General features: G+C 72.0%; 24 protein-coding genes and 1 tRNA gene. 10 read left to right on the forward strand and 15 right to left on the reverse strand.

Annotated features, from left to right (window positions below; all coding sequences use genetic code 11):
• The 7 genes from ABD327_RS26065 to ABD327_RS26095 all read right to left on the reverse strand — a co-directional run.
• Positions 1–607: Rho termination factor N-terminal domain-containing protein (locus ABD327_RS26065; protein ID WP_344453717.1), on the reverse strand; the 607-nt coding region annotated here is incomplete at its 3' end.
• A gap of 284 nt (positions 608–891) precedes the next feature.
• The gene (gene thrB, locus ABD327_RS26070) at positions 892–1,815 is read right to left on the reverse strand and encodes a homoserine kinase (protein WP_344453719.1); all 924 of its coding nucleotides are present in this window, start codon (positions 1,813–1,815) and stop codon (positions 892–894) included.
• A complete protein-coding gene (gene thrC / locus ABD327_RS26075) occupies positions 1,812–2,867 on the reverse strand; it encodes a threonine synthase (protein WP_344453721.1) in 1,056 nt (351 codons plus the stop codon). Before thrC ends, thrB begins: the two co-directional genes overlap by 4 nt.
• Before the next feature lie 180 nt (positions 2,868–3,047).
• Positions 3,048–4,331 carry a homoserine dehydrogenase gene (locus ABD327_RS26080; RefSeq protein WP_344453724.1) on the reverse strand — a complete coding sequence of 428 codons (1,284 nt, stop codon included), beginning with the start codon at positions 4,329–4,331 and terminating at the stop codon, positions 3,048–3,050.
• The gene (gene lysA, locus ABD327_RS26085; protein ID WP_425547228.1) at positions 4,328–5,662 is read right to left on the reverse strand and encodes a diaminopimelate decarboxylase; all 1,335 of its coding nucleotides are present in this window, start codon (positions 5,660–5,662) and stop codon (positions 4,328–4,330) included. Before lysA ends, ABD327_RS26080 begins: the two co-directional genes overlap by 4 nt.
• A 56-nt stretch (positions 5,663–5,718) precedes the next feature.
• Positions 5,719–6,369 (reverse strand): anticodon-binding protein, encoded by a 651-nt coding sequence (locus ABD327_RS26090; RefSeq protein WP_344453728.1) that lies wholly within the window; start codon positions 6,367–6,369, stop codon positions 5,719–5,721.
• 43 nt (positions 6,370–6,412) lie between these two features.
• Positions 6,413–6,850 (reverse strand): response regulator transcription factor, encoded by a 438-nt coding sequence (locus tag ABD327_RS26095; protein WP_344453730.1) that lies wholly within the window; start codon positions 6,848–6,850, stop codon positions 6,413–6,415.
• Positions 6,851–6,943: 93 nt separating this feature from the next.
• On the opposite strand from ABD327_RS26095, the gene ABD327_RS26100 reads away from it, so the two are divergent.
• The 5 genes from ABD327_RS26100 to ABD327_RS26120 all read left to right on the forward strand — a co-directional run bounded on the left by ABD327_RS26100 (position 6,944) and on the right by ABD327_RS26120 (position 11,886).
• A tRNA-Arg gene (locus ABD327_RS26100) sits at positions 6,944–7,015 on the forward strand.
• A 149-nt stretch (positions 7,016–7,164) separates the two neighbouring features.
• Positions 7,165–7,803: a DUF4232 domain-containing protein gene (locus ABD327_RS26105; protein WP_344453732.1), complete on the forward strand. Its 639-nt coding sequence runs from the start codon at positions 7,165–7,167 to the stop codon at positions 7,801–7,803.
• Between the two features lie 58 nt (positions 7,804–7,861).
• Positions 7,862–10,276 (forward strand): hypothetical protein, encoded by a 2,415-nt coding sequence (locus ABD327_RS26110; RefSeq protein WP_344453734.1) that lies wholly within the window; start codon positions 7,862–7,864, stop codon positions 10,274–10,276.
• A 335-nt stretch (positions 10,277–10,611) separates the two neighbouring features.
• The gene (gene mihF / locus ABD327_RS26115) at positions 10,612–10,920 is read left to right on the forward strand and encodes an integration host factor, actinobacterial type (RefSeq protein WP_344453736.1); all 309 of its coding nucleotides are present in this window, start codon (positions 10,612–10,614) and stop codon (positions 10,918–10,920) included.
• 171 nt (positions 10,921–11,091) lie between these two features.
• Complete coding sequence (locus ABD327_RS26120; RefSeq protein ID WP_344453738.1) at positions 11,092–11,886, forward strand: hypothetical protein; 795 nt, start codon at positions 11,092–11,094, stop codon at positions 11,884–11,886.
• Positions 11,887–11,892: 6 nt separating this feature from the next.
• Here the strand turns inward: ABD327_RS26120 and ABD327_RS26125 are convergent, their stop codons facing one another.
• Positions 11,893–12,141 (reverse strand): hypothetical protein, encoded by a 249-nt coding sequence (locus tag ABD327_RS26125; protein ID WP_344453740.1) that lies wholly within the window; start codon positions 12,139–12,141, stop codon positions 11,893–11,895.
• 226 nt (positions 12,142–12,367) lie between these two features.
• Here ABD327_RS26125 and ABD327_RS26130 point away from each other — a divergent pair, with 226 nt between their 5' ends.
• The 5 genes from ABD327_RS26130 (at position 12,368) to ABD327_RS26150 (ending at position 17,363) form a co-directional block, all read left to right on the forward strand.
• Positions 12,368–12,907, forward strand: coding sequence for a hypothetical protein (locus ABD327_RS26130; protein WP_344453742.1), 540 nt, complete (start codon positions 12,368–12,370; stop codon positions 12,905–12,907).
• Positions 12,908–12,967: 60 nt separating this feature from the next.
• Positions 12,968–13,861, forward strand: coding sequence for a ribonuclease Z (locus ABD327_RS26135; protein WP_344453744.1), 894 nt, complete (start codon positions 12,968–12,970; stop codon positions 13,859–13,861).
• Between the two features lie 93 nt (positions 13,862–13,954).
• Entirely contained in the window at positions 13,955–15,268 is a 1,314-nt protein-coding gene (locus tag ABD327_RS26140; RefSeq protein WP_344453747.1) for a glycosyltransferase, read from the forward strand.
• A complete protein-coding gene (locus ABD327_RS26145) occupies positions 15,265–16,113 on the forward strand; it encodes an alpha/beta fold hydrolase (protein ID WP_344453750.1) in 849 nt (282 codons plus the stop codon). The genes ABD327_RS26140 and ABD327_RS26145 overlap by 4 nt, the downstream gene beginning before the upstream one ends.
• Positions 16,110–17,363 (forward strand): cytochrome P450, encoded by a 1,254-nt coding sequence (locus tag ABD327_RS26150; RefSeq protein ID WP_344453752.1) that lies wholly within the window; start codon positions 16,110–16,112, stop codon positions 17,361–17,363. The genes ABD327_RS26145 and ABD327_RS26150 overlap by 4 nt, the downstream gene beginning before the upstream one ends.
• A 13-nt stretch (positions 17,364–17,376) precedes the next feature.
• On the opposite strand, the gene ABD327_RS26155 is transcribed toward ABD327_RS26150, so the two are convergent.
• The 7 genes from ABD327_RS26155 to ABD327_RS26185 are packed head-to-tail and all read right to left on the reverse strand — an operon-like array spanning position 17,377 to position 25,487.
• Entirely contained in the window at positions 17,377–18,123 is a 747-nt protein-coding gene (locus tag ABD327_RS26155) for a spherulation-specific family 4 protein (RefSeq protein WP_344453754.1), read from the reverse strand.
• A complete protein-coding gene (locus ABD327_RS26160; RefSeq protein ID WP_344453756.1) occupies positions 18,117–18,968 on the reverse strand; it encodes an NAD-dependent epimerase/dehydratase family protein in 852 nt (283 codons plus the stop codon). Before ABD327_RS26160 ends, ABD327_RS26155 begins: the two co-directional genes overlap by 7 nt.
• Positions 18,965–19,678 (reverse strand): sugar phosphate nucleotidyltransferase, encoded by a 714-nt coding sequence (locus ABD327_RS26165; RefSeq protein ID WP_344453759.1) that lies wholly within the window; start codon positions 19,676–19,678, stop codon positions 18,965–18,967. Before ABD327_RS26165 ends, ABD327_RS26160 begins: the two co-directional genes overlap by 4 nt.
• An 11-nt stretch (positions 19,679–19,689) precedes the next feature.
• Positions 19,690–20,685 carry a GDP-mannose 4,6-dehydratase gene (locus ABD327_RS26170; RefSeq protein WP_344453761.1) on the reverse strand — a complete coding sequence of 332 codons (996 nt, stop codon included), beginning with the start codon at positions 20,683–20,685 and terminating at the stop codon, positions 19,690–19,692.
• A gap of 13 nt (positions 20,686–20,698) precedes the next feature.
• Entirely contained in the window at positions 20,699–22,060 is a 1,362-nt protein-coding gene (locus tag ABD327_RS26175; protein ID WP_344453763.1) for a hypothetical protein, read from the reverse strand.
• On the reverse strand, positions 22,057–23,478 hold the full coding sequence (pelF, locus tag ABD327_RS26180; protein ID WP_344453765.1) for a GT4 family glycosyltransferase PelF: 1,422 nt from the start codon (positions 23,476–23,478) through the stop codon (positions 22,057–22,059). The genes ABD327_RS26175 and pelF overlap by 4 nt, the downstream gene beginning before the upstream one ends.
• Positions 23,475–25,487 carry a hypothetical protein gene (locus ABD327_RS26185; protein WP_344453767.1) on the reverse strand — a complete coding sequence of 671 codons (2,013 nt, stop codon included), beginning with the start codon at positions 25,485–25,487 and terminating at the stop codon, positions 23,475–23,477. The genes pelF and ABD327_RS26185 overlap by 4 nt, the downstream gene beginning before the upstream one ends.
• Between the last annotated feature and the right edge of the window lie 103 nt (positions 25,488–25,590).

The raw sequence follows: 25,590 nt of genomic DNA on the forward strand, positions 1-25,590 counted from the left end.
CGCGCTCGCCCCGGTCACCGCGCTCGCCGCGGTCCCGCTGACGCTCGCCGCGCTCCCGGCCGCTGCGGCTGCGCTGGCGGCCCTCACGCTGCTGGCCGCCGCCTTCGCCCTGCTGCTGCTGCTCGGCGGGCTTCTCCGCCGTGGACCTGCTCTCGCCGGACTGCTCCTCGGCGGGCTCCTCGCGCTGCGCGGCGCGACCGCGCCGGGTGCGCTCGGGCCGTTCGGCCCGCTCGGGCCGTGCCGCCGCCTGCTCGCCGGCCGGCTGCCCGCCGCCCTGCTGCTCGGCGGGCTTCTCCGCCTTCTCGACGGGCTGCTCGGAGCGGGTCGCGGTCCTGCTCTCGGTCTTGGCCTCGGGCTTGCCCTCAGGCTTGCTCTCGGTCTTGGCCGCGGCCCCCTGCGCGCCCGCGGCCGGGCCGCCCTGCTTCTCCTGAATGGCAGCGATGAGCTGGCTCTTGCGCATCCCCGTGGTACCGCTGATGCCCAGCTGGGAGGCGAGGGTCTTCAGCTCGGGGAGCACCATGGCCGACAGTCCGGTGCCCCGTCGGGCGCGCTTCGGCGCGGGCTTCTCGCCCGTCGCTTCGTTCAGCAGTTCGCTGGATTCGCTCACAAAGGGTCCTTCCCAGGGAGCGGGTGTGGGCCGGATGAGGCCGATCTACCCGATGGTTCGCTTCGGCGGGGGCGCCGAATGCGGCGATCGTCTTCCAGACCGCCGGAGAGAATTTCTGAAAACAGCCAGATGATCGCGTACTCGTCCCCTGCCCCGAGGGAATCAGAAGTGCAGAGTCTGGTGCACGGGCGCATCGGCACTGCCGATGGACCTATGGCCCCGAGCGGGGCATCTGGTGCGGCTTCCAGCCTAACACCACCAGGGTGCACTTGGATTCCTTGAGGTCAGCGTGTCCGCGGATCGCGCGGTTGAACACGAGCGCCGAAAGGGCTGACGTTCAGCTGGTGTATATGCCAGCCATTACCCGTATCGACGCCCGGCCAATCGGGAGACGGCCATCCGAACGCCAGAACGGTCGGTCCGGCACCCGAGATCACCGCCGGAACTCCCGCCTGCCGGAGCCGGGCGACCAGCGCCGCGGAGCCCGGCATCGCGGGCGCCCGGTAGGCCTGGTGCAACCTGTCTTCGGTCGCGTCCAGCAGCACGTCGTAGCCCAGTTTGCTGGTCAGCGCCGCGATGAGCAAGGCCGCACGACCAGAATTCGCCGCCGCGTCGTGATGTGACACGGTTTCCGGTAGAAGACCGCGTGCCTGTTCGGTCGCCAGCCGGTGCTCCGGGACGAAGACCGTGACCTGGTGGTCCAGGTCCAGCCGGACCAGGCGCGGGCCGTCCTGGCCGCTCCAGGCGACCGTCAGGCCGCCCGCCAGGCAGGGCGCCACGTTGTCGGGATGGCCCTCGATCTCCGTCGCCAGCCGCAGCGCGCCGGCGTCGGAGAAGGACTTCCCCTCCGGGTGCAGCGCGCGGGCCGCGGTGATCCCCGCGACGATCGCCGCCGACGAGGAGCCCAGCCCCCGGCTGTGCGGGATGCGGTTCACGCAGCTCAGGCGCAGCCCCGCCGGCTGCGGGGCGCCCCCGACGCGTTCCCAGGCCCGGCGGAACACCCTGACGATCAGATGTCTCTCGCCGAGCGCCGCCAGCTCCTCGCCCTCGCCCCGGATCTCGATCTCCAGGCCGCCGTCGGTGAGCTCCACGCTCACTTCGTCGAAGAGCGAGAGCGCCAGGCCCAGCGAGTCGAACCCCGGCCCCAGGTTCGCGCTGGTGGCCGGGACCTCGACCGTCACTCCGGCCGTCTCGAACCCGTCCGTCATGCCAGCCCGAGCGCCGAGGCCGCCGCGTGCGCGTCCACCTTCACGGTGGTCGGCGCGGGCGCGCCCGAGATCGCCCAGTCCGGGTCCTTGAGGCCGTTGCCGGTGACCGTGCAGACCACCCTCAGGCCCGACTCCAGCAGGCCCTGGTCGCGGGCCTGCAGCAGACCCGCGACCGAGGCGGCCGAGGCCGGCTCCACGAACACGCCCTCCTCGCGGGCGAGCAGCCGGTAGGCCGCCAGGATCTGCCGGTCGGTGACCGCGCCGATCGCGCCGCCCGACTCGTCCCTGGCGTTGCTCGCCAGTTCCCACGAGGCGGGGTTGCCGATCCGGATCGCCGTCGCGATCGTCTGCGGGTTGGCGACCGGGCCGCCCGACACGAACGGGGCCGCGCCGCTGGCCTGGAAGCCCATCATCCGGGGCCGCCTCGAGGAGATCCCGTCGGCGGCGTACTCCTTGTAGCCCATCCAGTAGGCCGAGATGTTGCCGGCGTTGCCGACCGGCAGGCAGTGCACGTCCGGAGCGTCGCCGAGCGCGTCGACGATCTCGAACGCCGCGGTCTTCTGCCCCTGCAGCCGGAACGGGTTCACCGAGTTGACCAGCGCCACGGGGTAGTCCACCGCCAGCTTGCGCGCCAGCTCCAGGCAGTCGTCGAAGTTCCCGTCCACCTGCAGCAGCTTGGAGCCGTGCACCAGCGCCTGGGCCAGCTTGCCCATGGCGATCTTCCCGCGCGGCACCAGCACCGCGCACGTCATGCCCGCCCGCACCGCGTACGCGGCCGCCGAGGCGGAGGTGTTGCCCGTCGAGGCGCAGATGACGGCCTGGGCGCCCTCTTCGGCCGCCTTCGAGATCGCCATCGTCATCCCCCGGTCCTTGAACGAACCGGTCGGATTCAGCCCCTCCACTTTCAGGAAGACCTCGCACCCCGTCAGCTCCGAGACCCGGAGGGCCGGAACGAGCGGCGTGTTCCCCTCGAGCAGCGTGACCACGGGAGTGCTGTCGGTGACCGGAAGCCGGTCACGGTATTCCTGTATCAGCCCGCGCCAAGCGCTCACGGCTCCTCCTGCTTTGTGGGCCCCGCCTGGCGGCAGGGCGGCGATCGGCGCTTGGGAGCGCCGATCGCGGCGAGCGTCCCGGTAGACCAGCACGGGATCCGCGTCCTCGATCCGGCTGGTGGATTGAGTCTATTGGCTGACAGGGCCTGCGGCTCCAGGGGTGGTCCGGCATGTGGACGGTCAGAAATCGCCTTCCACGCGCATCACCGACGCGACCTCCCGCACCGAGGGGTGCGTGCGGAGCGACTCGACGGTGGCGGCGAGGGCCCGGTCGGGCGCCGCGTGGGTGACGATCACGAGCTGGGCGTCGTCGCCGTGGCCCTCCTGGCGGACCGCCTGGATGGAGACGCCGTGCCCGGCGAACTCCTCGGCGACCTGCGCCAGGACGCCCGCCTGGTCGGCCACGTCGAGCTGGACGTAGTAGCGGGTGACCGTCTCGCCCATGGGCAGCACGGGCAGGGCCGCGTAGCTGGTCTCGGCGGGGCCGCTGGTGCCGCCCACCAGGTTGCGCGAGACCGCCACGATGTCGCCCAGGACGGCCGAGGCCGTCGGGGCGCCGCCGGCGCCCGCGCCGTAGAACATGAGGCTGCCCGCGGACTCCGCTTCCACGAAGACGGCGTTGAAGGCCCCGCGGACGGAGCCGAGCGGATGCGACCGGGGGATCATGGCCGGGTAGACCCGGACCGAGACGCCCCTGTCCTCGACGCGCTCGCAGATGGCCAGGAGCTTGACCACGCAGTCCATGGACTTCGCGCCCGCCACGTCCTGCGCGGTGACCTCGGTGATGCCCTCCCGGTGCACGTCGGCCGCCGTCACCGGGGTGTGGAAGGCCAGCCGGGCCAGGATCGCGGCCTTGGCCGCGGCGTCGAAGGCCTCCACGTCCGCGGTGGGGTCGGCCTCGGCGTAACCCAGCGCCTGGGCCTCCTCCAGCGCCTCGGTGAAGGCGGCGCCGTGGGTGTCCATCTGGTCGAGGATGTAGTTGGTGGTGCCGTTGACGATGCCCAGCACCCGGTGGATCCTGTCCCCGACCAGGGACTCGCGCAGCGGGCGCAGCAGCGGGATCGCCCCCGCCACCGACGCCTCGTAGTACAGGTCGGCGCCGAACTCGCGGGCCGCGGCGAACAGCGTCTCGCCGTCCTCGGCCAGCAGCGCCTTGTTCGCCGACACCACCGACTTGCCGGTCTTCAGCGCGCCCAGGATCAGGGACCGGGCGGGCTCTATCCCCCCGATCACCTCGACCACCAGGTCGACGTCCTCGCGGGTGGCCAGGCCCATGGCGTCCGTGGTCAGCAGATCCCGGGGCACCCCGGGCCGCACCCGGTCGGGCCGGCGGACGGCGATGCCCGCCAGTTCGACCGGCGCGCCCACCCGCGCCGCCAGATCGTCGGACTGCTCTTCCAGCAGCCGGACGATCTCGGTGCCGACCACACCGCACCCGAGCAACGCCACCCGCACCGGTTTCACGACTCTCCAACCTCCGCATCAAGCCTCAACAGGTCGTCCACGGTCTCCCTGCGGACGATGACACGCGCTCTGCCGTCCCGGACCCCCACCACGGCCGGCTTGGTCACGTAGTTGTAGTTGCTCGCCATCGATCGACAGTACGCACCGGTGGCGGCGACCGCCACCAGGTCTCCGGGCGCAATATCTTCGGGCAACCATAGGTCACGCACCACGATGTCCCCACTTTCGCAGTGCTTTCCGACAAGTCTGCTGAGCATCGGCTCAGCCTCGGATTCGCGGCTGACGAGGTTCGCGGTGTACTCCGCTCCGTACAGGGCGGTGCGGAGGTTGTCGCTCATCCCCCCGTCGACGCTCACGTAGGTGCGGATGCCCTCGACGTCCTTGATCGTGCCGACCTCGTAGAGCGTGACGCCGCCCGGGCCGATGATCGCCCGGCCGGGCTCGACCGTCAGCCGCGGCACCGGCAGCCCGTAGGAGCCGCACTCCTTGGCCACGATCCGGCGCATGTTGTCGGCGATCAGCTTGGCGTCGATCGGGTCGTCGCCCGGCAGGTAGGCGATGCCGAAGCCGCCGCCGAGGTCGAGCTCGGGCAGCACCACGCCGTGCTCGTCCCTGATCGCCACCAGCAGCTCGGCGACCCGGTGCGCGGCGATCTCGAAGCCGTCGGTCTCGAAGATCTGCGAGCCGATGTGGGAGTGCAGGCCGACCAGCTCCAGCTGGGGCAGCGCCAGGACCCGCCGGGCCGCCTCCAGCGCCGCGCCGGAGTTGCGGGAGAACCCGAACTTCTGGTCGTCGTGGGCGGTCGCGATGAACTCGTGGGTGTGCGCCTCGACGCCGGTGGTCACCCGGATCATGACCTTGGGGCGCCTGCCGAGCCGCTCGGCGTGGTAGGCCAGCCGGGCGATCTCCTCGAAGGAGTCCAGGACGATGTGGCCGACGCCGGCCTCCAGCGCCGCGACCAGTTCGTCCGTCGACTTGTTGTTGCCGTGCAGGGTGATCTTCTCGGCCGGGAAGCCCACGGCCAGGGCCAGGGCCAGCTCGCCGCCGGAGCACACGTCCAGGCCCAGGCCCTCCTCGGCCAGCCAGCGCACGAGCGCGCCGCACAGGAACGCCTTGCCCGCGTAGTGCACGCTGCCGTCGGCGAAGGCGCCGGCGTACTCGCGGGCGCGCTGGCGCACGTCCTCCTCGTCCAGGACGTAGAGCGGGGTGCCGAACTCGCGCGCGAGGTCGCGGACGTCGACCCCTCCGACCTGCATGGCGCCCTCCAGCCGGCGCGCGGTGCGCGGCCAGACCAGCGGCTCCAGCTCGTTCAGGTCCGCCGGGGGCGGCATCGGGTGGTCTTCGGACAGGACGTCGGCGTGCCTGTCTCCCGCGGGATGAACTCTGCTCACAATCTCTCTCTCGCCGTCTCGCCGAGCCTGCGCAGCCCGTTGCTCAAGGTGACGCGCACGGCGCCGGCCAGGATCACGCGGGCACCGTGCTGCGGGGTGGGCTCCTCGCGGGAACTCTCGTGGACGTCGTGGTAGGCGTCCGCGATCCGTTCCAGCTGGAGCACCGGTTTTCGGTGTCCGTCGAACCCCGCCAGCAGCCCGAGCAGCCTGAGCTCCCCGGGCGCGGTCAAGGCCGCCGGGTCGCCCGGCGGCACCTGGAGATCACGGGCCCGGCGCTCCACCGCGCAGGCCCGCTCATAGGCGAAACGCACACGGAATCCGGGGTTGTCGAACGTCCTGGGAAAGTCGGCCCAGGCCCCTTCGATCATCTCACCCCGGCCGTATCCCTCGTCACCGGCGATGGCGGCGGCCACCCGGCCCGGCACGGCCAGATGCAGCGCCAGCAGACCCGCCCCCCGCGTCTCGACATGTGAGATCTCGGGGTGCAGCGCCAGCCGCTCGGCGATCGGCTCCGCCTCCAGCCGGTGCCGTGCGGCGACCGGCGAGACGTAGGTGTCCTCCCAGGTGATCGACGCGGCGGCCGGCCGGACGCCGTGCACGGCGTCCACCGCGGCCAGTACCGCCTCGTTCGCTTGCCCGGGTGTCACGGCACCGAGGGTAGCCGACCACCATCCGGACAAACGACCGGTTTCACGCCCCGCTTCGGCCGCCCGGACAGGACCCGGACTCCTTCCGGCCCGCCCCGCCGCCGGCGCGGGCGGCCAGTTCCCTCACCGTCCTGATCAGCTCCGCCGGATCGAAGGGCTTGGTCACGTAGGCGTCGACCCCGATGCCCATCCCTCGTTCGACGTCCCGCTCCTGCGCCCGCGCGGTGATCATCACCACCCCGATGCCCGCGGTCTCCGGGTCCTCCCGCAGCCGGACGGCGGTCACCCATCCGTCCAGCCTCGGCATCATCACGTCGAGCGTGATGACGTCGGGGGCCACCTCCCGCACCCGGTCCAGGCAGTCCCGCCCGTCCACCGCGGTGTGCACCTCGAACCCCTCGAGTTGCAGGTTGACCGCGATCAGCTGCCGGATCACCTCGTCGTCGTCGACGACCAGCACCCGCCCGAGACTCTCAGCCATCCGCCGAGGCTAGCCCGCCTCCCGCCGCGGCGCACCGAAAACAAACCCGTGCGCGCCGCCTCCAGAACCCTGGTAATCTTCTTGTCGTTGCGGGCTCCCGTAGCTCAGGGGATAGAGCGTTGCCCTCCGGAGGCAAAAGCGCAGGTTCGAATCCTGCCGGGAGCGCACCGAACGAAGGACCCGTAGGCGATCGCCTACGGGTCCTTCGGCGTTTCCCACCCTTTCCCGCCTCCCCCTTTCCCCTTCCTTTCCCACCCATCCCGACATTTGGGGCAGACTCCAACGGATTCCATCCAGGCTTCTCGAGGAGACCCATGCGTTCAGGACGATCCCCCCTCATCCTCGCCGCCGTCACCGCGTTCACCGGGCTGACCCTGGCCGCCTGCGGGGGCGGAGGGCAGGAGGAGGCGGCCTCCCAGAGCTCCCCCGACCGCTCCGAGCAGGCCGCGCCCACCGCGCCGCAGGAGGCCGAGACCAGGCCGGAGCCCGCCAAGACCACCGCCCCGCCCGCCCCCGCGGGAACCCCCGTCTGCAAGAGCGCGCAGCTCTCGCTGGCGGCCGCCGGAGGCCAGGGAGGGGCCGGCACCCACATCCAGCGGCTGGAGATCGTCAACGGCGGGGGGCTGTGCACCCTCGAAGGGCGGCCGGAGGTCTACCCCTACGACACCTCGGGCACCCGGGAGAAGGGGTTCAAAACCGCCTCGGTCCCCGCCGACTTCGGGTCCATCGGCGGGAAGCCCGGCAAGGTCACCCTGGAGAAGGGCGGCAAGGCCGTCGTCTACGTGGTCGTCAACGACAACAGCACCGCCGGGAAGTCCTGCGCCGAGGCCGCGGGCCTGGCCCTCCTGGCCCCCGGCGACACCGGCGCCCCGGCGAAGCTCGCCAAGCCGTGGAGCCCGTGCCCCGGCCCGATCCAGGTCTCCGCCGTGCACCCGCCGACTTCCGTCTTCTAGGCATATGACGGCCTCGGGTTTCCCCTTATGATCTCCACGCCGTGAATGTGGAGGATCAGTGGAGATCACACGCACCGTCGTGAGCGGGGTCCCCGCCTACTGGACGGACGGGCCCGAATACCGGGCGGCGCTCGTGTTCCGGGTCGGCCGGGCCGACGAGACACTGGCCCGCAGCGGGATCACCCATCTCGTCGAGCACCTGGCCCTGCACGAGCTCGGCGGCGCCGAACGGCACTTCAACGGCGTGGTCGACGCCCGCACCACCACGTTCGTCAAGCAGGGCTCCCCCGAGGACGCCTCCCGCTACCTCAAGGGCGTCTGCGCCGGGCTGGCCCGGCCGCCCATGGAGCGCCTGGAGGCCGAGAAGCAGGTCCTGCGCACCGAGGAGGCCGGCCAGGGCGGACGCGCCCTCGGCGACCTGCTGCTGTGGCGGTACGGCTCCCAGGGGCGCGGCCTGCTGGGCTACCCCGAGCTCGGGCTGCCCGAGATCTCCCCCGAGCTGATCACGTCCTGGACGAGGTACTGGTTCACCCGGGGGAACGCGGTGCTCGCCTTCTCCGGCGGCCCGCCGCCCGAGGGCCTCGTGCTCGACCTCCCCGACGGCCCGCGCCGTCCCTGCGCGCCGTCCGCGCCGGTCCTCCCCGACTTCCCCGCCCACTTCCCGATGCGGCTCGACGGCGTCATGCTGCACGCCGAGGTCGAGCGCGGCCCCGCCGCCCCCCTCTACCGGCGCGTCCTCCAGCGCAGGCTGCACGACGTGCTGCGCCGCGAACGCGCGCTGAGCTACTCCACCTCGGTCGAGTACCGGCCCGACGAGGCGCGCACCGCCGAGATCGTCGCCTTCGCCGACGGCCTCCAGTCGGTCTCCGGCGAACTCGCCTCCGCCTTCCTGGAGGTGTTCGACGACCTGGCCTCGCGGCCCGTCGACGAGGCGGAGCTGGCGGAGGCCAAGAAGCAGGCGCAGGAGGACCTCGAGCACCGGGACGCCGCCACGGCTCGGGTCATGTCCGCCGCCTGGGACGAGCTGATGGGCGCCACCGTCCGCACGCCCCGCGAACACCTCGAACGGATGCTGGAGGTGACGCCGCAGGACGTCCAGCGGACCGGCGCCCAGGTGCGGGACTCGGCGCTGCTCGCCCTCCCTCCCGGAGTGGAGCCCTCCGACCGGCGCTACCGGCCCGCGCCCGGCGACTCGCCGTACGCGCTGGAAGGGCACGTCCTGCACCCCTGGAGCGGTTCCAGCTACCTGATCGCCGCGCCCGCCGGGTTGAGCAAGGTGACCGGGACGTCCATGGGGACCATCCGATACGCCGAGTGCACCGCGGTCCTGGCCTGGCCGGACGGCGCGCGGCAGCTCTTCGCGCCCGAGGGCATCGCCGTCCGGGTCGAGCCGGCGCTGTTCCGGGACGCCGCCCCGCTCGTCCACGCCATCGACCGGTCGGTCCGGCCCGACGTCTTCGTCCGGATGCCGCCTCGGGAGGACATCCCCCAGCCCCAGGACGGCGGGCCGCCGCTGTCGCTGGACGCTCCCTCTCTGGAGCAGGAGCGCCGGAGCCTGTTCAAGCGCGGGCGCCAGGACGATCCCGATCCTCAGCTCGTCGAGGCGCTCGCCGCGGTGCGGGCGGGCCGGCCCGAGGCGGGCCTGGCGGTACTGGCGGCCAGCCGGGGTTACCACGAACTGCGGGACCGCCGTCTGGCCCACCTGTCCAAAGCCTGCACGCTCGCCGGTCTCGCCCCGCTTCGCGCCGCCCGGCCCCACGATCCCGACCTGCTGCTGTGGGCCGGTTCCGTGCGCATCGAGGAGGCCTGGCGCATCCGCGGCGACTCGCGGGCACAGTACGTGGAACAGGATCAGTTCAAGCGGTTCTGGCTGGTGCTCTCCCAGGCGGGCGACGCGCTGCTGCGCGCGGCGGCCCTCCTGCCCGACGACCCCGCCCCGTGGAAGACCCTGCAGTTCTACGGGCTCGGCATGCAGCTCCCCCGCCCGGAACTCGACCGCTACTGGGCCGAGATCACGCGGCGTGACCCTTACCTGTACGGGGCGCACGAGAGCCGTGCCCAGGTCCTGGCCGCCAAATGGCAGGGTTCGGACGCCGAGAGCCTGGAGTTCGCCGACGAGACCTTCCACCGGGCCCCGCCCGGCCACCCGCTGAACGCCATCGTGGCCGCCGTCTGCCTGGAGACCGCCGTGGCCTCCGACGCCGAGCCCCGTCTCCACCTGGCCCGTCCGGACGTCCACGGACGGCTGGCCGCCGCGTCGGCGAAGTTCCTGGCCGCGCCGCAGAACCATCCGAAGTCGCAGGAGGCCCACCAGTACTTCGGCGCCGCCTTCTACCACCTGCGGGACCTCACGATGGCGCGCCACCACCTGTCGATGGCGCACCCCTCGAAGGACCTGGCACTGGCCTGGCTGTACTCCTCCGAGAGCAAGAAGGAGTACCGACAGGCCCGGCAATTGCTTGAATTGCGCTGATTCCCCACCTTTAACGGGAATAACAACTGGTTCTTATCGTTGTACACGGTGTACTACTTCATCCCCTACAAGCCATGCAGGAGGAGTTTTTGGACACCGTCATCCGACGGAGCGAAAGAACGACTGATTCCCCCATCCGATCCCGGTCTCTTCGGGCGCTCACGGTCGCCGCGCTACTGGAACAGCGGGCCGAACGTGATCACGTTCGGTCACCGGACCACGTCGAATCGAACTAATCCGCTGCTCAAGTGGGCATTGGGCGACCCGGTTCGCCATGATGGGTCGTAACGCCCAGGCCTACCGCATGGGCGGTTCGACGACGACGAGGAGAAACGATGGCTCTGCCGACGCTGACCCCCGAGCAGCGGGCCGAAGCTCTCGCCAAGGCCCAGGAGGCCCGCAAGGCGCGCAGCGAGCTGCTGGCCGCCCTCAAGGCCGGGACGCTCAGCCTGGGTGACGTGCTTTCCCGCGAGGACGCCGTGGCCAAGAAGACCAAGGTCACCCAGGTCCTGAAGGCCCTTCCGGGCTATGGGCCGGCCAAGGTGGCCGCGCTCATCGAGAAGCTCGGCATCGACGAGAACCGCCGGGTCGGCGGCCTCGGCGAGCAGCAGCGCGCCAAGCTGCTGGCCGAGATCAACGGCTGACCCGCACCAGAGATCGAAGCCCCGTCGTGGGAGACCGCGGCGGGGCTTTCTGCTCTTTTTCCGGTTGGACCGGATATCACCACGCCAGGTGATCGCCTGGTCACCGAATGACCCATAACGAAAATCGCACACCTCCCGGCCCCGGCGGCCGAGGTGTGCGACCGTCCGAACGTGAGCAGATACCCGGCGTTGCACGCCGCTCGCAGTGAGTACCGGTTCAGGAGGCTCACGGCCGCGGGTCTGCCCGTGCTGGCCGTCCTCTCCTGGGTGGTCGCCGGGCTGCTGCACCAGCCTCCCCCGCCCGTTCCGCCCCGAGGAGACGTCTCCGACCTCGAGAACGCCCGGACCCGCCCGGACGCGCCCGAGGAGATCGCCCAGTCGGCCGCCCGCCCGCCGTGGAGCCCGGCGCCCTCCCCCCGGGAGACGTCGAGCGCCCGGACCCCCGCCCGCACCGTCGAACCCCGCTGGACTCCGGCGGCCACATCCCGTCCCGTGCCGACCGCCGGGCCCGCTCCGGTGCGGACGACGCCGTCCCCCTCGCCCTTCCGGCCCGGCGAGCCCGGCGACGCCCCCGCGGAGGACGAGAAGGGCACGAGGACGGAGAAGGACGCCGGGACGCCGCGCCCGTCTCCCGGCGGCACGGCGCGATCCCGGGGATCCTCGGTGACGGTCACGGCGCGGCCGACGGGCGAGGCGGCGCGGACCCCGGTCCCGGACGCCGCCACGAGACCGGCGGGCACGGAAGCCCCCTCGTCCGCCCAGGCCCGCTCCACGCCCTCCCGGACCCCCGCCGCGACGACGAAGCCCTCTCCTTCGGCGCCTCCCTCCGCGGAGCGCCGGACGTCCTTCACACCCGAGCCCGAACCGGAGCCCGCACCCGCGCCCCCGGCCCTCCGGGAGTGCCGCGGCCTGCTGCTCCCTCTGCTCGGCTGCCCCGCCTGGGCGCAGGGCCTGTGGGCGCGTTAGCCGGGTTCAGAGGCGGTCGGCGCGGTAGTCCTTGATCAGCCGGGACAGCACCCCGCCGTAGTGCGCGATGATGCGCTCCAGTTCGTCGGCCCGCGCCACGTCCAGGAGTTCGCGCTCCAGCAGGACGAAATCGCAGAGGCCCTCCCACTCCCGGATCTTCTCCTGGTCGGGAAGCGGCTTCAGCCTTTCCCGGCCCGCCTCCCCCAGGTACCAGCACGCGACGTCTCTGAGCAGTCTGCTCGCAGCTTCGACCATGATCTCGAGTCTGGCCTTCCGGTTCACGCGCGAAACTCCGATCCGGGCAATGGATCCTTCAGGGACCGGTCACCCGGGCAATCCGGACGGGCTGAAGAAAGGGCCGCGAATTCGGTAAAGGTAAGGTGCCGGTTCGTCTTAACAGCTGGACAGGGGAGGCGTGATCGGTTCGTCCTGTCTAGGATCGCAGCGTCCTGAACGGCTCGTGAGAGTACGGAGGGTTGCGATGGTCCGATCACGGGCCGGACGGCAGGTCCGTCATGTGCGTTGGCGCTGCACCGCCAACGTCTCCCGCCCCCCTGCCCCGGACGACCCCTACGATCCCGACCTGTACCGGCTGGTGCCCGCCGAGCCGCCGCTGACCCTGGCCCAGCTGGCCGCCGCCGTGGACCCCTCCGGTTCGCCGGCGTGGCTGCCCGCCACCGGACTCGTCTGGGGGCGCGCGGAGTTCCTCGACCTGCCCTGGGTGTCGGACTGGATGTCCGGCTGGGAGGAGGGCGAGCGGTTCTGCGACTCGGTCCTCATCCGGTACGGCGACTTCATCCCGGCCGACCTGGCCGTGCTGGAGGCCGCCGCGCTCGACTTCCAGGGTCTGGAGACCGCCGACCGGGAGGCGAGCTTCGTGCACGAGAGCCACGTGTGCCGCTTCACCGGCCTGGACGACCTCCACCTGGCGCTCCTCTCCCTCTACCGGGACCAGTGGATCATCCCGCTGACGGACGGCACCCTCGTCGCCCCGCGACTGTCCCTCACGCCCGTCATCTGACGGCGGACTCCCCGCCCTGCCGGGAACGTGCCGATACGGGCGGTGCGGGAGGATGAGGGGATGTCCAACAGGGAGCTGTTCGTGCTCGGCACCGCCAGTGCCGTGCCCACCCGGCGCCGCAACCACAACGGCTACCTGCTGCGCTGGGACGGCCAGGGGCTGCTGTTCGACCCCGGCGAGGGGACCCAGCGGCAGATGGCGCACGCCGGGCTGGCCGCGAACGACCTGAACTGGCTGTGCGTCACGCACTTCCACGGAGACCACTGCCTGGGCGTGCCGGGCATCGTGCAGCGCGTCTCGCGGGACGGCGTCGCGCACCCCGTGCACGCCGTCTACCCCGCGAGCGGTGAGGCGTACTGGAGGCGCCTGCGGCACGCCGCGGTCTTCCACGACACCGCCGACATCACCGAGCACCCCGTCGAAGGCGGCGGCGCGGAACTCTCCGGAGAGGGCTTCACGCTCACCGCGCTGCGGCTCGACCACGGGATCGAGGCGTACGGGTACCGGCTGGCCGAACCGGACGGGCGGACGATGCTGCCGGAGAAGCTGCGCGAGCACGGCGTCCGGGGGCCGGCGATCGGGCGGCTCAGCGGCCCCCTGCTGGAGGAGTGCAGCGTGCCGCGGCCCGGGCAGAAAATGGCCTTCGTCATGGACACGCGGCTTTGCGACAACGTCTTCGCGCTCGCCGAAGGCGTGGACCTGCTGGTCATCGAGTCGACGTTCCTCGACTCCGAGGAGCGGCAGGCCGCCGAGCACGGACACCTCACCGCGCGCCAGGCCGGGCGGGTGGCCCGCGAGTGCGGGGTGCGGCGGCTGGTGCTCACCCACGTCTCCGAGCGGTACACCGAGGCCGACGAGCCGCTCTTCCTGGAGCAGGCGGGCCACCCCGGCGCGGTGCTCGCCCGCGACCTGGACCGCATCCCGCTGCCGCCGCGGCGCCGGACCGGCGACTGATACTTCTTCCACAGGCGTTCCGCAACGGCGCGTCTTCTCAGATCAGATCCCCTATGGTTACTTTCGGTGACACTCCAGGGGGGATCGAGTGACATGAAAGTGCTGTTGCTGACCGTCGGGTCGCAGGGAGACGTCCTGCCCTTCGTCGCGCTGGCCGACCGGCTGCGCAGGGAGGGACACCAGCCGCTGCTCGCCGCCCCCCGGCTGTTCCAGAGCCTGGCCGACTCCCACCAGGTCCCGTTCGCCCCGCTGGACCTCGACATGCTGCGGGTCTCCGACACGCTGGCCGGGGCCCACGGACTGCGGAAGTTCCTCCGGTTCGCCCGGGTCCTGGGCTCCCTGGCGCCCGAGGCGCTGGAGAGCGTGGTGCGGGCCGCCGAAGGCGACTTCGACGTCGTCGTCCACCACCCGGTGCTGCCCCTGGGCCACCACCTCGCGGACTGGGCGGGGGCGCGGTCGGTGGCCGCGGTGCCCACCCCCGTGCTCCAGCCGACCCGCGAGTTCACCTCACCCGTGTGGGGGGTGCGCTCCCCCTTCCCCCGCGCCTCCTACGCCGCCACCCGGCGGCTCATGCTCCGGCCCTGGGGCCGGGAGCTCGACCACTGGCGGCACCAGACGCTGGGCCTGCGCCGCCGCCGCGGCTGGCGCGACCCCCTCGTGCGGCCGGACGGCGAGCCGGCGACGGTGCTGCACGCGCTCAGCCCGCAGGTGCTGCCCCGCCCGTCCGACTGGCCCGAGTCCGCCCACCTCACCGGCTACTGGCGGCTGCCCGAGCTCCCCTTCACCCCCGGACGGCGGCTGCGGGAGTTCCTCGCCGCGGGCGACCCCCCGGTCTACGTGGGATTCGGCAGCCTTCCGCTGGGCGACCCGCAGCGGACCGCCCGGATCGTCGTCGAGGCCGCGGAGCAGGTCGACGGCCGGGTGCTGGTCGCGGGCGGCTACCGGGGCATGCGCGGGGTCACCAACTCCGACCGGGTGCACGTGATCCGGCACGTCCCGCACGACTGGCTGTTCCCCCGGTGCGCCGCGGTGGTCCACCACGGCGGCGCCGGCACGACGGGCACCGCCGCCGCGGCCGGCGTCCCCCAGATCCTCTGCCCGATCGGGTTCGACCAGCCGTTCTGGGCGCGGCGGATGCGGCGGCTGGGGGTCGCCCCTCCCTCGCCGCGGCTGCGCGACCTGTCGGTGCGCGGCCTGGCGCCCGCCCTCGACCTGGCGCTGCACGACCTGGAACTGATCTACCGGGCCGAGAGGCTGGGACGGCGGATGCGGGCCGAGGACGGCACGGGCGAGGCGCTGCGGCTGCTCGGCGTCCGGACCGGTCCCGTCCAGGACGCCCTGCCCGGCATGCCCGGATCCGGATTCCCCGAACACCCCGAGTCCCCGGAAACGATGGTGAAGTTGTGATCCTGCCGCTCCCCGAGTCCTTCGAGAGGCACGTCCTGCGCCTGCGGCGCGGGACCGTCGAGGCGATCCGCCACCCGGCCGCGACGACCGGGCCGGCGCCCGGCCGGGGCGAGACGGTGGTGATGGTCCCCGGCCACTTCGGCTCCAAGGAGGACTTCCGCCTGGTCATGCCTTTGCTGGCCGCCTCCGGGTACGACTGCTGGGCCTACGACTACACCGACCAGTTCAGCGCGACCGGCCTGGACTCCTACAACGACTACACCCTGGAGCTGCTCGCCGCCGACCTCGTCGAGCTCGTCGGCGACCGGCGCGTGCACTACCTGGGGCACTGCATGGGCGGGCTGGTCGCGCGCCGGGCCGTGCTGGACCGTCCGAGCCGGGCCCGCAGCCTGACGCTGGCGTGCTGCGGCCCGCACCTGCACGAGGTGCGGCACCGCGCGATGTGGACCGGGCTGGACGCCATGCTGGCGACCAGCGGGCTGATGGGCATGTGGCCCACCGTCCAGCGCCTGCTGCCCGAGGACGACGAGGTGCTCTCCGGCTTCTGGCGGTACAAGCTCCAGGCGATGAACCACGCCTACGTGCAGGGCACCGCCGACTCCATGCGCGTCACCCCCGACCTCACCGCCGAACTGGCCGGGAGCGGGGTGCCGGTGCTGGTCCTGTACGGCTCCCGAGACCGGAGGCTGTGGACCCACGAGGCCTACCACGACATGGCGGTGCGGCTCGGCGCCACCGAGGCCGTGCTGCCCGGGGCCGCGCACAGCCCCGTCATGGAGCGGCCCGAGGCCACGGTCATGACGATGCTCGACCTGCTGGAGACCGCACGGGAGGTCTGCCGGTGACCTCCCTCACCCTGGAGCCCTCCTCCGTCCGGGAGGCGACGCGGATCTTCCTGCGGCTGGTCCGCCCCCGCCCGCTCGCCGACCCGTACCCGCAGTACCGGCGGCTGCGCGAGCTCGCGCCCGTGCACCCCGTCCGGCTGCCCGACCTGGGCACCGCGTGGGTGGCCGCCGCCCACTCCGCGGTGACGGGGCTGCTGCGCCACCGCGCGTTCGGCCCGCTGTCCCGGGACCGCCTGGACGAGCTGTCGCCCGGCTGGCGGCGGCAGCCGCTCACCTCCTGCCTCTACCAGGCGATGGCCTTCCAGCACGGTCCCGACCACCGCGCGAGCCGCGGCCTGGTCTCCTCGGAGTTCGCCGGGCGCGCCGCCCTCGCCGGCAGGCCGGCGGTCGTCGGGCTCGCCGAGGAGCTCCTGGACGCACTGGAGCGCGGCGACGGCGAGACCGACCTGATGGCCTCCCTCGCCCTGCCGTTCGCGGCCCTGTCCATCGGCCGCGTCCTGGGCGTCCCGGACTCCCTCGCCCTGGAGCTGGCCCCTCTGCTGCGCCCGGCCGGCATCGTCTTCGAGCCGCTGGCCACCGCCGCCCAGCGCGCCCTCCAGCACGAGGCCGGAGACCGGATCGTCCCTCTCCTGGCCGGGCTGCTGGCCGCCCGCCGCCGCGACCCGCGCGACGACCTCGTCTCCCGGTTGGCCCGCCATCCCTTCCCCGGCGACCCCCTCGAGGCCGAGCGGGCGGCCCTGGGCACCGTCGCCATGCTGTTCAGCGCCGGGGCCGACTCCCCCACCAGCCTGATCGGCCTGGGCACCCGGCTCTTCCTGGAACACCCCGACCAGGCCGCCCTGCTGCGCGCCTCCCCTTCCCTGGCCCCCTCGGCCGCAGAGGAGCTCCTCCGCCATGACTCCCCCGTTCAACTGGTCGTCCGCACCGCCTACGAGGACACCGTCCTGGCCGGTGTGCCCGTCCCCCGGGACGGCGTCGTCTTCGGCCTCCTGGCCTCCGCCAACCGCGACCCCGAGGTCGTGTCCTCCCCCGACCGCTTCGACATCGCCCGCCCGCCCGTCCCCCTCCTCAGCTTCGGCGCCGGCCCCCACTACTGCCTGGGCGCCCCTCTGGCCCGCCTCCAGGCCGAGGTCCTCTTCCCCCGCCTCCTCCGCCGCTTCCCCGCCCTCCGTTCCGCCGGCGCTCCGGTCTACCGCTCCCCCGGAACCATGCTCCGCAGCCCCGAGAGCCTCCCCGTGGCCCTCCGCTGACGGACGCCGCGGGTCAGGAGCCGAGGGCGAGGAGGCGGGGGAAGTAGGGCGGAAGGCGGTCGTAGGGGTTGGGCATCGAGCGGTCGGTGACGTAGACGAGGGCCGTGTGGTGGCGGCGGGCCAGGGTGAGGACCTCCTCCAGCCTGCCGGAGGGGCAGGTGTGGACCAGGTGGCAGAAGCGGTGCCGGGGGTGGGATCGGGGCCAGGACGGCGGGACGAGGGCCCGGTAGGCGTCCACGGGGCCCTCGAAGGTGACGAGGACGTCGGCCAGGGCGGCGTAGGCGGGGTCGGGGTAGACGCCGTGGTTGAAGACGACCAGGTCGGCGCCCTCGGTCCGGGCCGCCTCGGTGACGGAGCGCATGTAGGGCAGGGCGTCGGGGGTGGCTGGGGCCTGGTCGAAGAAGACGTCGGCGACCTCGTACCAGTCGCGGTAGCGGCGCAGGTCCTCGGCGACCAGGGCGGGGTCCCGGCGGGCGTAGGAGACGTCCACGTAGGCGGCCACCGTCCCGCCGCCGTCCTCGATGCGTCGGACGACCCGCTGGAAGACCGGGTCGGGGGCGGGGCCGGGGCCGCTGTCGATGTTCAGGACGACGGCGTAGAGCCTCCGGTCGGCCAGGCTCAGCCAGTCCTCGGGAGAGACCTCGGGGTGGAAGTAGGCGGGGACCAGTGCGCTGTCGGGGACGGGCCTGGGACGGACCGCGGCGGCGGGGGTCACAGCCGCCGCGGTCACGACCTGGAGGAGTTTCCTGCGGCTCAGCACCCTTCCTCCTGAAGCAGGTCCAGCAGGGACTCCCTCAGGGTGAAGACGGGTTTCCAGGGCAGGGACCGGGTGACGACCGTCAGGTCGGCCTGCTGCCACGGGACCGCCGGGGAGCGGGACGAGCCGCCCGCCTCCTCGGTCAGGGTGCGGCCCGGCGCCAGGGCCAGGAGGGTCCGGACGAGGTCGCGGGAGAGGGTGGGAACACCGCTGCCCGCGTTGAGGACGCCCCGGGCGCCGGAGTCCGCGGCGGCGAGGATCGCGTCGGCGACGTCGCGGACGTCCACGTAGTCGCGGACGGCGTCCAGGGGGCCCGTGCGGATCTCGGAGGAGCCGCGGGCCAACTGGGCGACGACCTTCCCCGGCAGGGACGAAGGGGGCGCGCCGGGACCCACCGGATTGAAGACCCGCAGGACCACCGAATCTTGGAGGGTCTGGACCAGCGAGGTGCCCGCCAGCTTCGTGACGCCGTAACTTCCCACAGGCTGTGGACGAGCCGTCTCGACGACGGGGACGCCGGCGGGCACCGTCCCGTACTCGGCGGCCGAACCCACGTGCACGAGGCGGCACCCCCGGGCGCGGACGGCCTCCACCAGGCGGGAGACGGCCGTGACGTTGCCGTCCACGAGTTCGGCGGGCGTGCCGTCGACGGCCCCGCCGCAGTTCACCACCGCGTCCGCCCGGACGGCGCGCAGCGCCCTCTCCAGACCGGACGGGTCCGCGCCCGGGTCCAGCCAGAGGTCCGCCGCGCCGGGCCGCCGGGACGCGGTCACCACGTCGTGTCCGGCGGCCCGCGCCGCCACGTGGCGGCCGAGGAAGCCCGTCGCGCCGAGCAGCAGCAGCCTCATCCCGTGCCGCCCAGGAGCGCCGGCTGAAGCGTACTGAACTCCGCGTTCGCGCGGTCGTAGTCGTCCGGGCGGCCGATGTCGAGCCAGTAGCCGTCGAAGGCGTGGTCCACCGGGTTGCAGCCCTCCGCCAGGAGGTCCAGCACCAGTTCGTCGAACCCCAGCGGCAGGCCGGGCGGGTAGCGGTCGAGGACCTCCCGGCTGAGCCCGTAGACGCCCATGCTCACCCGGTAGTCGAAGACGGGCTTCTCGGTGAACTCGGTGATCCGGCCGTCCGCCGCGGTCAGCACCCCGAAGTCGATCTTCACCTCGCGGCGATAGGTGGCGACGGTGAGCCGCGCGCCGTCCGACCGGTGCGCCTCCAGCAGCCCGGCGAAGGACAGGTCGGTGAGGATGTCCCCGTTCATCACCAGGAAGTCCTCGGGCAGCTCCCGCATCCCCAGGAGCGGCCCGACGGTGCCCAGCGGCGACTCCTCGTCGGTGTAGCCCACCTTCAGCCCCCAGCGCTCGCCGTCGCCGACGTAGGAGCGGATGAGGTGCCCCAGATGGCCGATCGCCAGGGTGACGGAGCCGAACCCCTGGGAGGCGAGCTGGCGCAGCACGATCTCCAGGATCGAGTACCGGTCGCCGATCGGCACCAGGGGTTTGGGCAGGGTGCTGGTGTAGGGGCGGAGCCGGACGCCCTTGCCGCCCGCCATGATCACTGCGTGCACGATGTTCTCCTTCAGACGGTGTAGACGCCGGGCCGGTAGCGCTCGAGGTTGCCGGTGAGCCAGTGGGCGGTCTCGGCGAGTCCTTCTTGGAGGCTGTGGCGGGGCGCCCAGCCGGTGGCGGTGCGCAGCCGGGAGCTGTCGCAGACGAGCCGCATCACCTCGGACTTGTCGGGGCGGCGGCGGGTGTCCTCGGTGACGAACCGGACGTCGGGACGTGCCATCAGCACGGCTATCGTCCGCGCGAGGTCCCCCATCGACACCTCGTGTCCGGTGCCCGCGTTGAACACCCGGCCTTCCAGGCCGGGGACGGTGGCCGCGGCGACGAACGCGGCGGCGGTGTCCCTGACGTAGGTGAAGTCGCGGGTGGGCGTGAGCGCGCCGACCTTGATGGTGGTGGCGCCCGCGGCGAGCTGGGAGATGACCGTGGGGATGAACGCGCGGGCGGACTGGCGCGGCCCGAACGTGTTGAACGGGCGCAGTGTGACGACCGGCGTCTCGAAACTCGCGTAGTAGCTCTCCGCGAGCTTGTCCGCCGCCGCTTTGGACGCCGCATACGGGGACTGCGCCTGCAGCGGGTGGGATTCGTTGATCGGGACGCTCTGCGCCGTCCCGTACGTCTCGCTGGTGGAGGTGTGCACCATGCGGTGCACGTCGTGGGCGCGGACGGCTTCCAGCACGTTCATCGTCCCGATCACGTTCGTCTCCACGTACGAGCGCGGCGCGTGGTAGGAGTACGGGATCGCGATCAGCGCGGCCAGGTGGTAGACCGTCCCGGTGCCTTTGACCAGGGCGTTGACGGAGCCCGCATCGCGTACGTCCCCCAGGTGGACCTCCACCTGCGCCAGGATGTCCGGCGGCAGCGTGTCAAGCCATCCCCACGATCCGAACGAGTTGTACTGCGCGAGCGCGCGCACCCGGTGGCCTCGCGTGACGAGCAGTTCCACGAGGTGGGATCCGATGAACCCGTCGGCTCCCGTGACGGCGACCAGGCCGGTGGTCTCGCTCATGTGTCTCCTTCTTTCAGCGGTGTGCCGTGGCGCGGCCCAGGACGGCCACGGCGTAGGCGAGCAGAACGGTGAACAGGGCGGCGGCTCCGTAGAGCTGCACCGCCGAGGGCGGGGGCGCGGCCAGTACCAGGACGGCGGTCTCCGCGGTGAGCACGGTGCCGCAGCAGGTCAGGGGGACCGCCATCCGCCCGCAGGACTGCAGCATCAGCGCGACGAACAGCGCTCCGCCCGTCAGCAGGGAGCAGGCGGCCACTTGCGTGAGCCCGGGTGAGGTGCCTGCGGCCTGGAGAGCCAGCCCCAGCAGGACGGCCAGGACGGCCAGGAAGCGGACGACCAGTTCCAGGAGCGTCACCCGGACGTGCAGCGCGAACTCCCTCAGGCTGCGGGTTTCCTGGAGCAGTTCGTGGCCGCGTGCCCGGAAGTCGTAGAGCACCCATTCGGCGGGCCCCATCGCCAGCGACAACGCGACCATCGCGGCGCTCGTGGCCGCCGGCGGAGTCCCGTACCCGGTGTACGCCGCGATGAGCGTGAAGGTGAGGAGCCCGCCTACGAGCAGCCCGAACAGCGCGTACGGCAGCGCCATACGCAGGCTCGGCCACGACATCCCGGTGGCCGTACCGCCGCGCGTGCGTTCGTAGGCGAGTACCAGGACGCCCGTCCCGGTGACCGCCCAGCCGACGAGGACGAGCTGCCAAGGCGGTCCGGCGAACGACACCGACAGGCCGGGGAGGAGCACCAGCAGCAGCCAGACCTCCCCTCCCGTCACCAGTGCGGCGGTCGCGGCCAGCAGGTAGAGGCTCTGCGCGCAGGCCAGCGCCACCACGGCAGGGCCCGTCCCGAGGAGCGCCCCCAGGGCGGCGCAGACCGGGACCATCGCCGCGGTCCCGGCCAGGACTCCGTGGCGGAGCACCCGGCGGGCCGCCGCGGGGACGGGTCGGGAGCAGGCCAGGGCGGCCAGGCCCTGGCCGAGCGGCCAGCACGCGACGAGCGCCAGGGTGAGCACCAGGCCCGTCGACGGTCCGCCGAGCAGCGGCGCGGCCGCCACGTACCCCATCCCGGGCAGCCCGAACAGAAGCCCTCGCAGCACATGACGTCCGCCTCTCCGCCACGTGGGCTCCTGGGAGCGCCAGGGGTTGGCCGCGGGCCCGGTGAAGGCGGGGCGGCGTACCGTGCGCTCATAAAGGCGGGCGGCGAGCGCGAAGACGTCCGGGTCCCCGTAACGGCGGGCCGTCTTGTCACTCATGCCCTTGGCTTCGAGCCCCGCGGCCACTTCCAAAGCGTCCACCGCTCCGGCGAGCAGTTCCTTCATCTCGTCGGCGAGCTCTGTGAAGTCCCGATCCACCGTCGTACCGGGCCGGATCAGCACTCTGGTCATGGGTCTTCCGCCCCCGCCAGTTCGCGGTAGACGCCGCGGAAGGAGGACACCGCCTGGTCGACGGTGAAGAACTCCAGGGCCTTGCGGCGAGCGGCATCCCCCATCCGGTGGCGCAGCTCCGGGTCCCCCAGCAGCCGCAGGGCCGCCGCGGCCATCGCCTGCGGATCGCGCGGCGGGACGACCAGGCCGCACTCCTCGGCCTGCCGGTCCGGCGCGGCCTTCACTGCTTCGCCGACCCCGCCCACGTCGGTCGAGACGGTCGGCCGTCCGCACGCCATGGCCTCGATGAGCGTGTAGGGGAAGCCTTCGGAGATGCTCGAAAGCATCACCACGGTTCCCGCCACGTACGCGTCTCGGATGTTCTCGACGCGTCCTTCGAAAGTGACGTGTCCCGCGACGCCCAAGTCGGCGGCCAGCCGCTCGCATCGCTTCCGATAGCCGGTGTCTCCCCCGCCGAAGAGGCGGAGCCGGGTCTCCGGCCGGTGTTCCCGGACGATCGCGAACGCCCGGATCAGGGTCTCCAGGTCCTTGATCGGGTCCACTCTCCCGGCCCAGCTGAGGGTGGGGCGGACCGGCTCTTCTCCGGCGGGCGGGAATCCAGCCGGGTCGACGCCGTTGTAGACCGTCCGGATCGTCTCCGGATCGGCTCCGCAGCGTGTCTCCCAGCGCTGGTTGTACTGGTTGCCGGGGGTGACCAGATCAGCGGCCCGGTATCCGGCCTCGCACAGCATGCGGAAGAACCCGAGGATGAACGCCTTGACCACCCATGGGTAGTCCTTCCCGTAGCCGATATAGCGTTCACGCAGGTAGATCCCGTGTTCCGTGAGACACAACGGCGTCCCGTACGTCCACTTGGCGACCATCGCGGGAAGTACCGCCACCCCGTTGGAGACGGCGTGCGTCACGTCCCCTTTCACCGCCGGACGGCTCAGCGGGCGCAACGCGTGCTCCAGAAGCGAGACCGCCGTCAGTGCGTCGTGCACCGTCGGTGCCACGCCTTCCGGCAGCGACCGTTCTCCCCACAGCTTGAGCAGCGTGTCCACCGCTTCCTCTCCGTTGAGCGCGGCCGGCAGGGACTCCCGTTGCGCGAACTCGTGAAGGGACCGCAGGGCGGCGGAGAACAGCCGGTAGGGCCCGCCGTCCAGGACGAGTTCGAACAGCGCCCGGCAGAGCCAGGTGAACTCCCGGGCGGCGGCTCCCGACGGAGCCCGCCCGGCGGGAACCGCGCCCCACAGCGGAACGGCGTCCACCTTGGCGTGCGAAGGCAGGTCCCACACGAGCGGTTCGGTTCCGGTCGCGGTCAGCGCCACCACCTGGAACGTGTGCTCGGGCATGCCCCGGACGAGCTGGTCGCACCAGACGCTCACACCTCCGTGCCCGTGGGGGTAGGTGCCTTCGGTGACCAGGGTGATGTTCATATCGTCGTCGCACCGACCGTCAGGGTGACGGTGCCGGCCTGGTAGTCCGACCTCTCACCGCCGTACTGGACGCCGAACGTGTCGGTGCCGAGCAGCCCGCCTAGGAGCCCTCCGAGCAGCCCGCCGGAGCTGTTCTTCGTGCCTTCGGGCATCGTGACGGGCACCGGGGTGCCGCCTCCGCCGGTGATGTGGACCTTCCCGTCCTGCCAGTAGGCAGTGACGTCGTTCTTCACGCCGTTCCAGCCGGCCTGGCGCTTGAGTTCGGCGCCGTTGTCGCGCATCCGCTGCTCGATCAGGGGGCTGTTGTCGGCGAACACCGTGCGGTAGCCGTTCAGGACCCTGTCCAGCAGCGGGTACAGGATCCGGCCTTCGGCGAGGTTCGACTGGTGCACGTAGTGCGGCCGGGGGTCGTTGCGCAGGATGTGCGTGAGGGTGATCCGCGCGTCCAGGGGGACGATGTGCTGCTCGTACCCGGTGGCGGGGTCGAGGGGTTCGATGCAGGTGACGGTCTGCGGGTTGTCCTCGCAGATGCCGCTGCCGCCGTCCGCGCGGCTGGTGTAGATCCAGTTGTACTCGTCGACCATCTCGGCGGCGGTGCCGACGTTGAAGTAGTTGGCCATCGGGTAGCGCGGGACGGTGAGCGCCTGGCCGACGGGGCGCTGGTCGAAGTCGCGGGAGGCGTCGGAGCCGAGCCACTTGACCCCGGCGTCGGCCACCGCTCCGATGAGGTTGGGGTTGTCCTGGGGCTGCTGGGGCAGCAGTTTCAGGCCGGAGTGCTCGCCGGTGACGACCTCGTCCCACTCCGAGGAGATGCCCTTCAGCAGCGCCCAGCTGCGGTTGTCGTTGAACTGGGAGCGGATGTAGGAGCGCGTCGCCCACACCGTCTCGCCCTGCGCGTTCTTCTTGCAGACCCACGGCCTGACCGTGTAGTCCTGTTCGCAGCCCAGGTACGTGTGGTCCAGGGTGTGGTTGGAGAAGCGGAACCGGGCCTTGTTCTGCTGGAAGGCCGTCAGCAGCGGGTCCGAGCCGTTCTGCTGGACGACGTCCTTGCTGCCGCCTCCGTTGAAGTACATGTCGAGCTTGAAGCCGCGCTGGTTCTGCCAGTTGACCGCGTACGTCACGTCGGCCGGCGTCATCCGGATGGGCTGCGTCGTGGTGGACGGCTCGGCGCAGTCCTCGCCGGGCGTGCAGTTCTCGGCGGCGTTCCAGCGGGAGTCGGCCGAGAACACGTCGTCCACGTGCACGCTGAAGTACTGCCGGTTGAGTCCCAGGTGGACGCCCTTGGTCAGCCAGGTGACGAAGCCGTGGGCGAGGGTGCGGAACTGCGTCTGGTTGGCGTTGGCGCTGAACGTCAGCACCATCTCGCTGCGGTTCTCGCGCGTGTAGACGCCGGCGAGGGTGGCCCCGTCCTTGGTCAGGTAGGGCTCGAAACGGGTGCCTTGGCCGTCCGGGAGCGGGGTCGACAGGTAGCCGTAGGTCTCCGTGACGTTCGGCGCGAGGTCCTCGAAGGGCACGGGGCCCTTGAGGTAGCGGAAGGCGCCGGCCTTGGCCGCGGTCGTCAGTTGCGTGGAGAAGCCGTCCATCGGACCCGCGTGGGTCGGGGTGTTCAGCCCGACGGCGGCGTTCGGGTAGACGTACGCGCTGAGCTGGCGGATGCCGAACTGCTGCTCGAAGGCGACGAGAGCGTCCATCTCGGCCTTGTTCTGGAAGGGGTCGCTGTTGGGCAGGACGACGGCCTGGAACTTCGCGCGAGGGGCTCCCTGCACCGTGTCCTGGAGGAACGCGGTGTCGATGACCGGGCGCGAGCCGTCGTTGAGGTTCACGACCCTGTGCGGGACGCCCTCGGCCTTGAACTGCTCGACCATCGCCTGGACGGACGGGCCTCCGTCGCTGACGACGAGGACCTTGAGGTCGATCCTCGGGCCCGCCGCGTGCGCGGTCTGGGGCAGGGCCACGAGGCCCGCCGTGAGCGCGAGCACCGACAGGGTCCTGCGTACCGGACCTTTCACTGATTCCCCCTGTGATCGATTGGTTGCCCTCTGTAGGGTCCGGTATCGCAGGGGTCAAAGAGAGGTAAACGCAGGTTCAAAATCTGGAATGGGCCGGTCCTAG

Origin of the sequence: Actinocorallia aurantiaca (assembly GCF_039533685.1) — a bacterium.
GTDB lineage: Bacteria > Actinomycetota > Actinomycetes > Streptosporangiales > Streptosporangiaceae > Actinocorallia > Actinocorallia aurantiaca.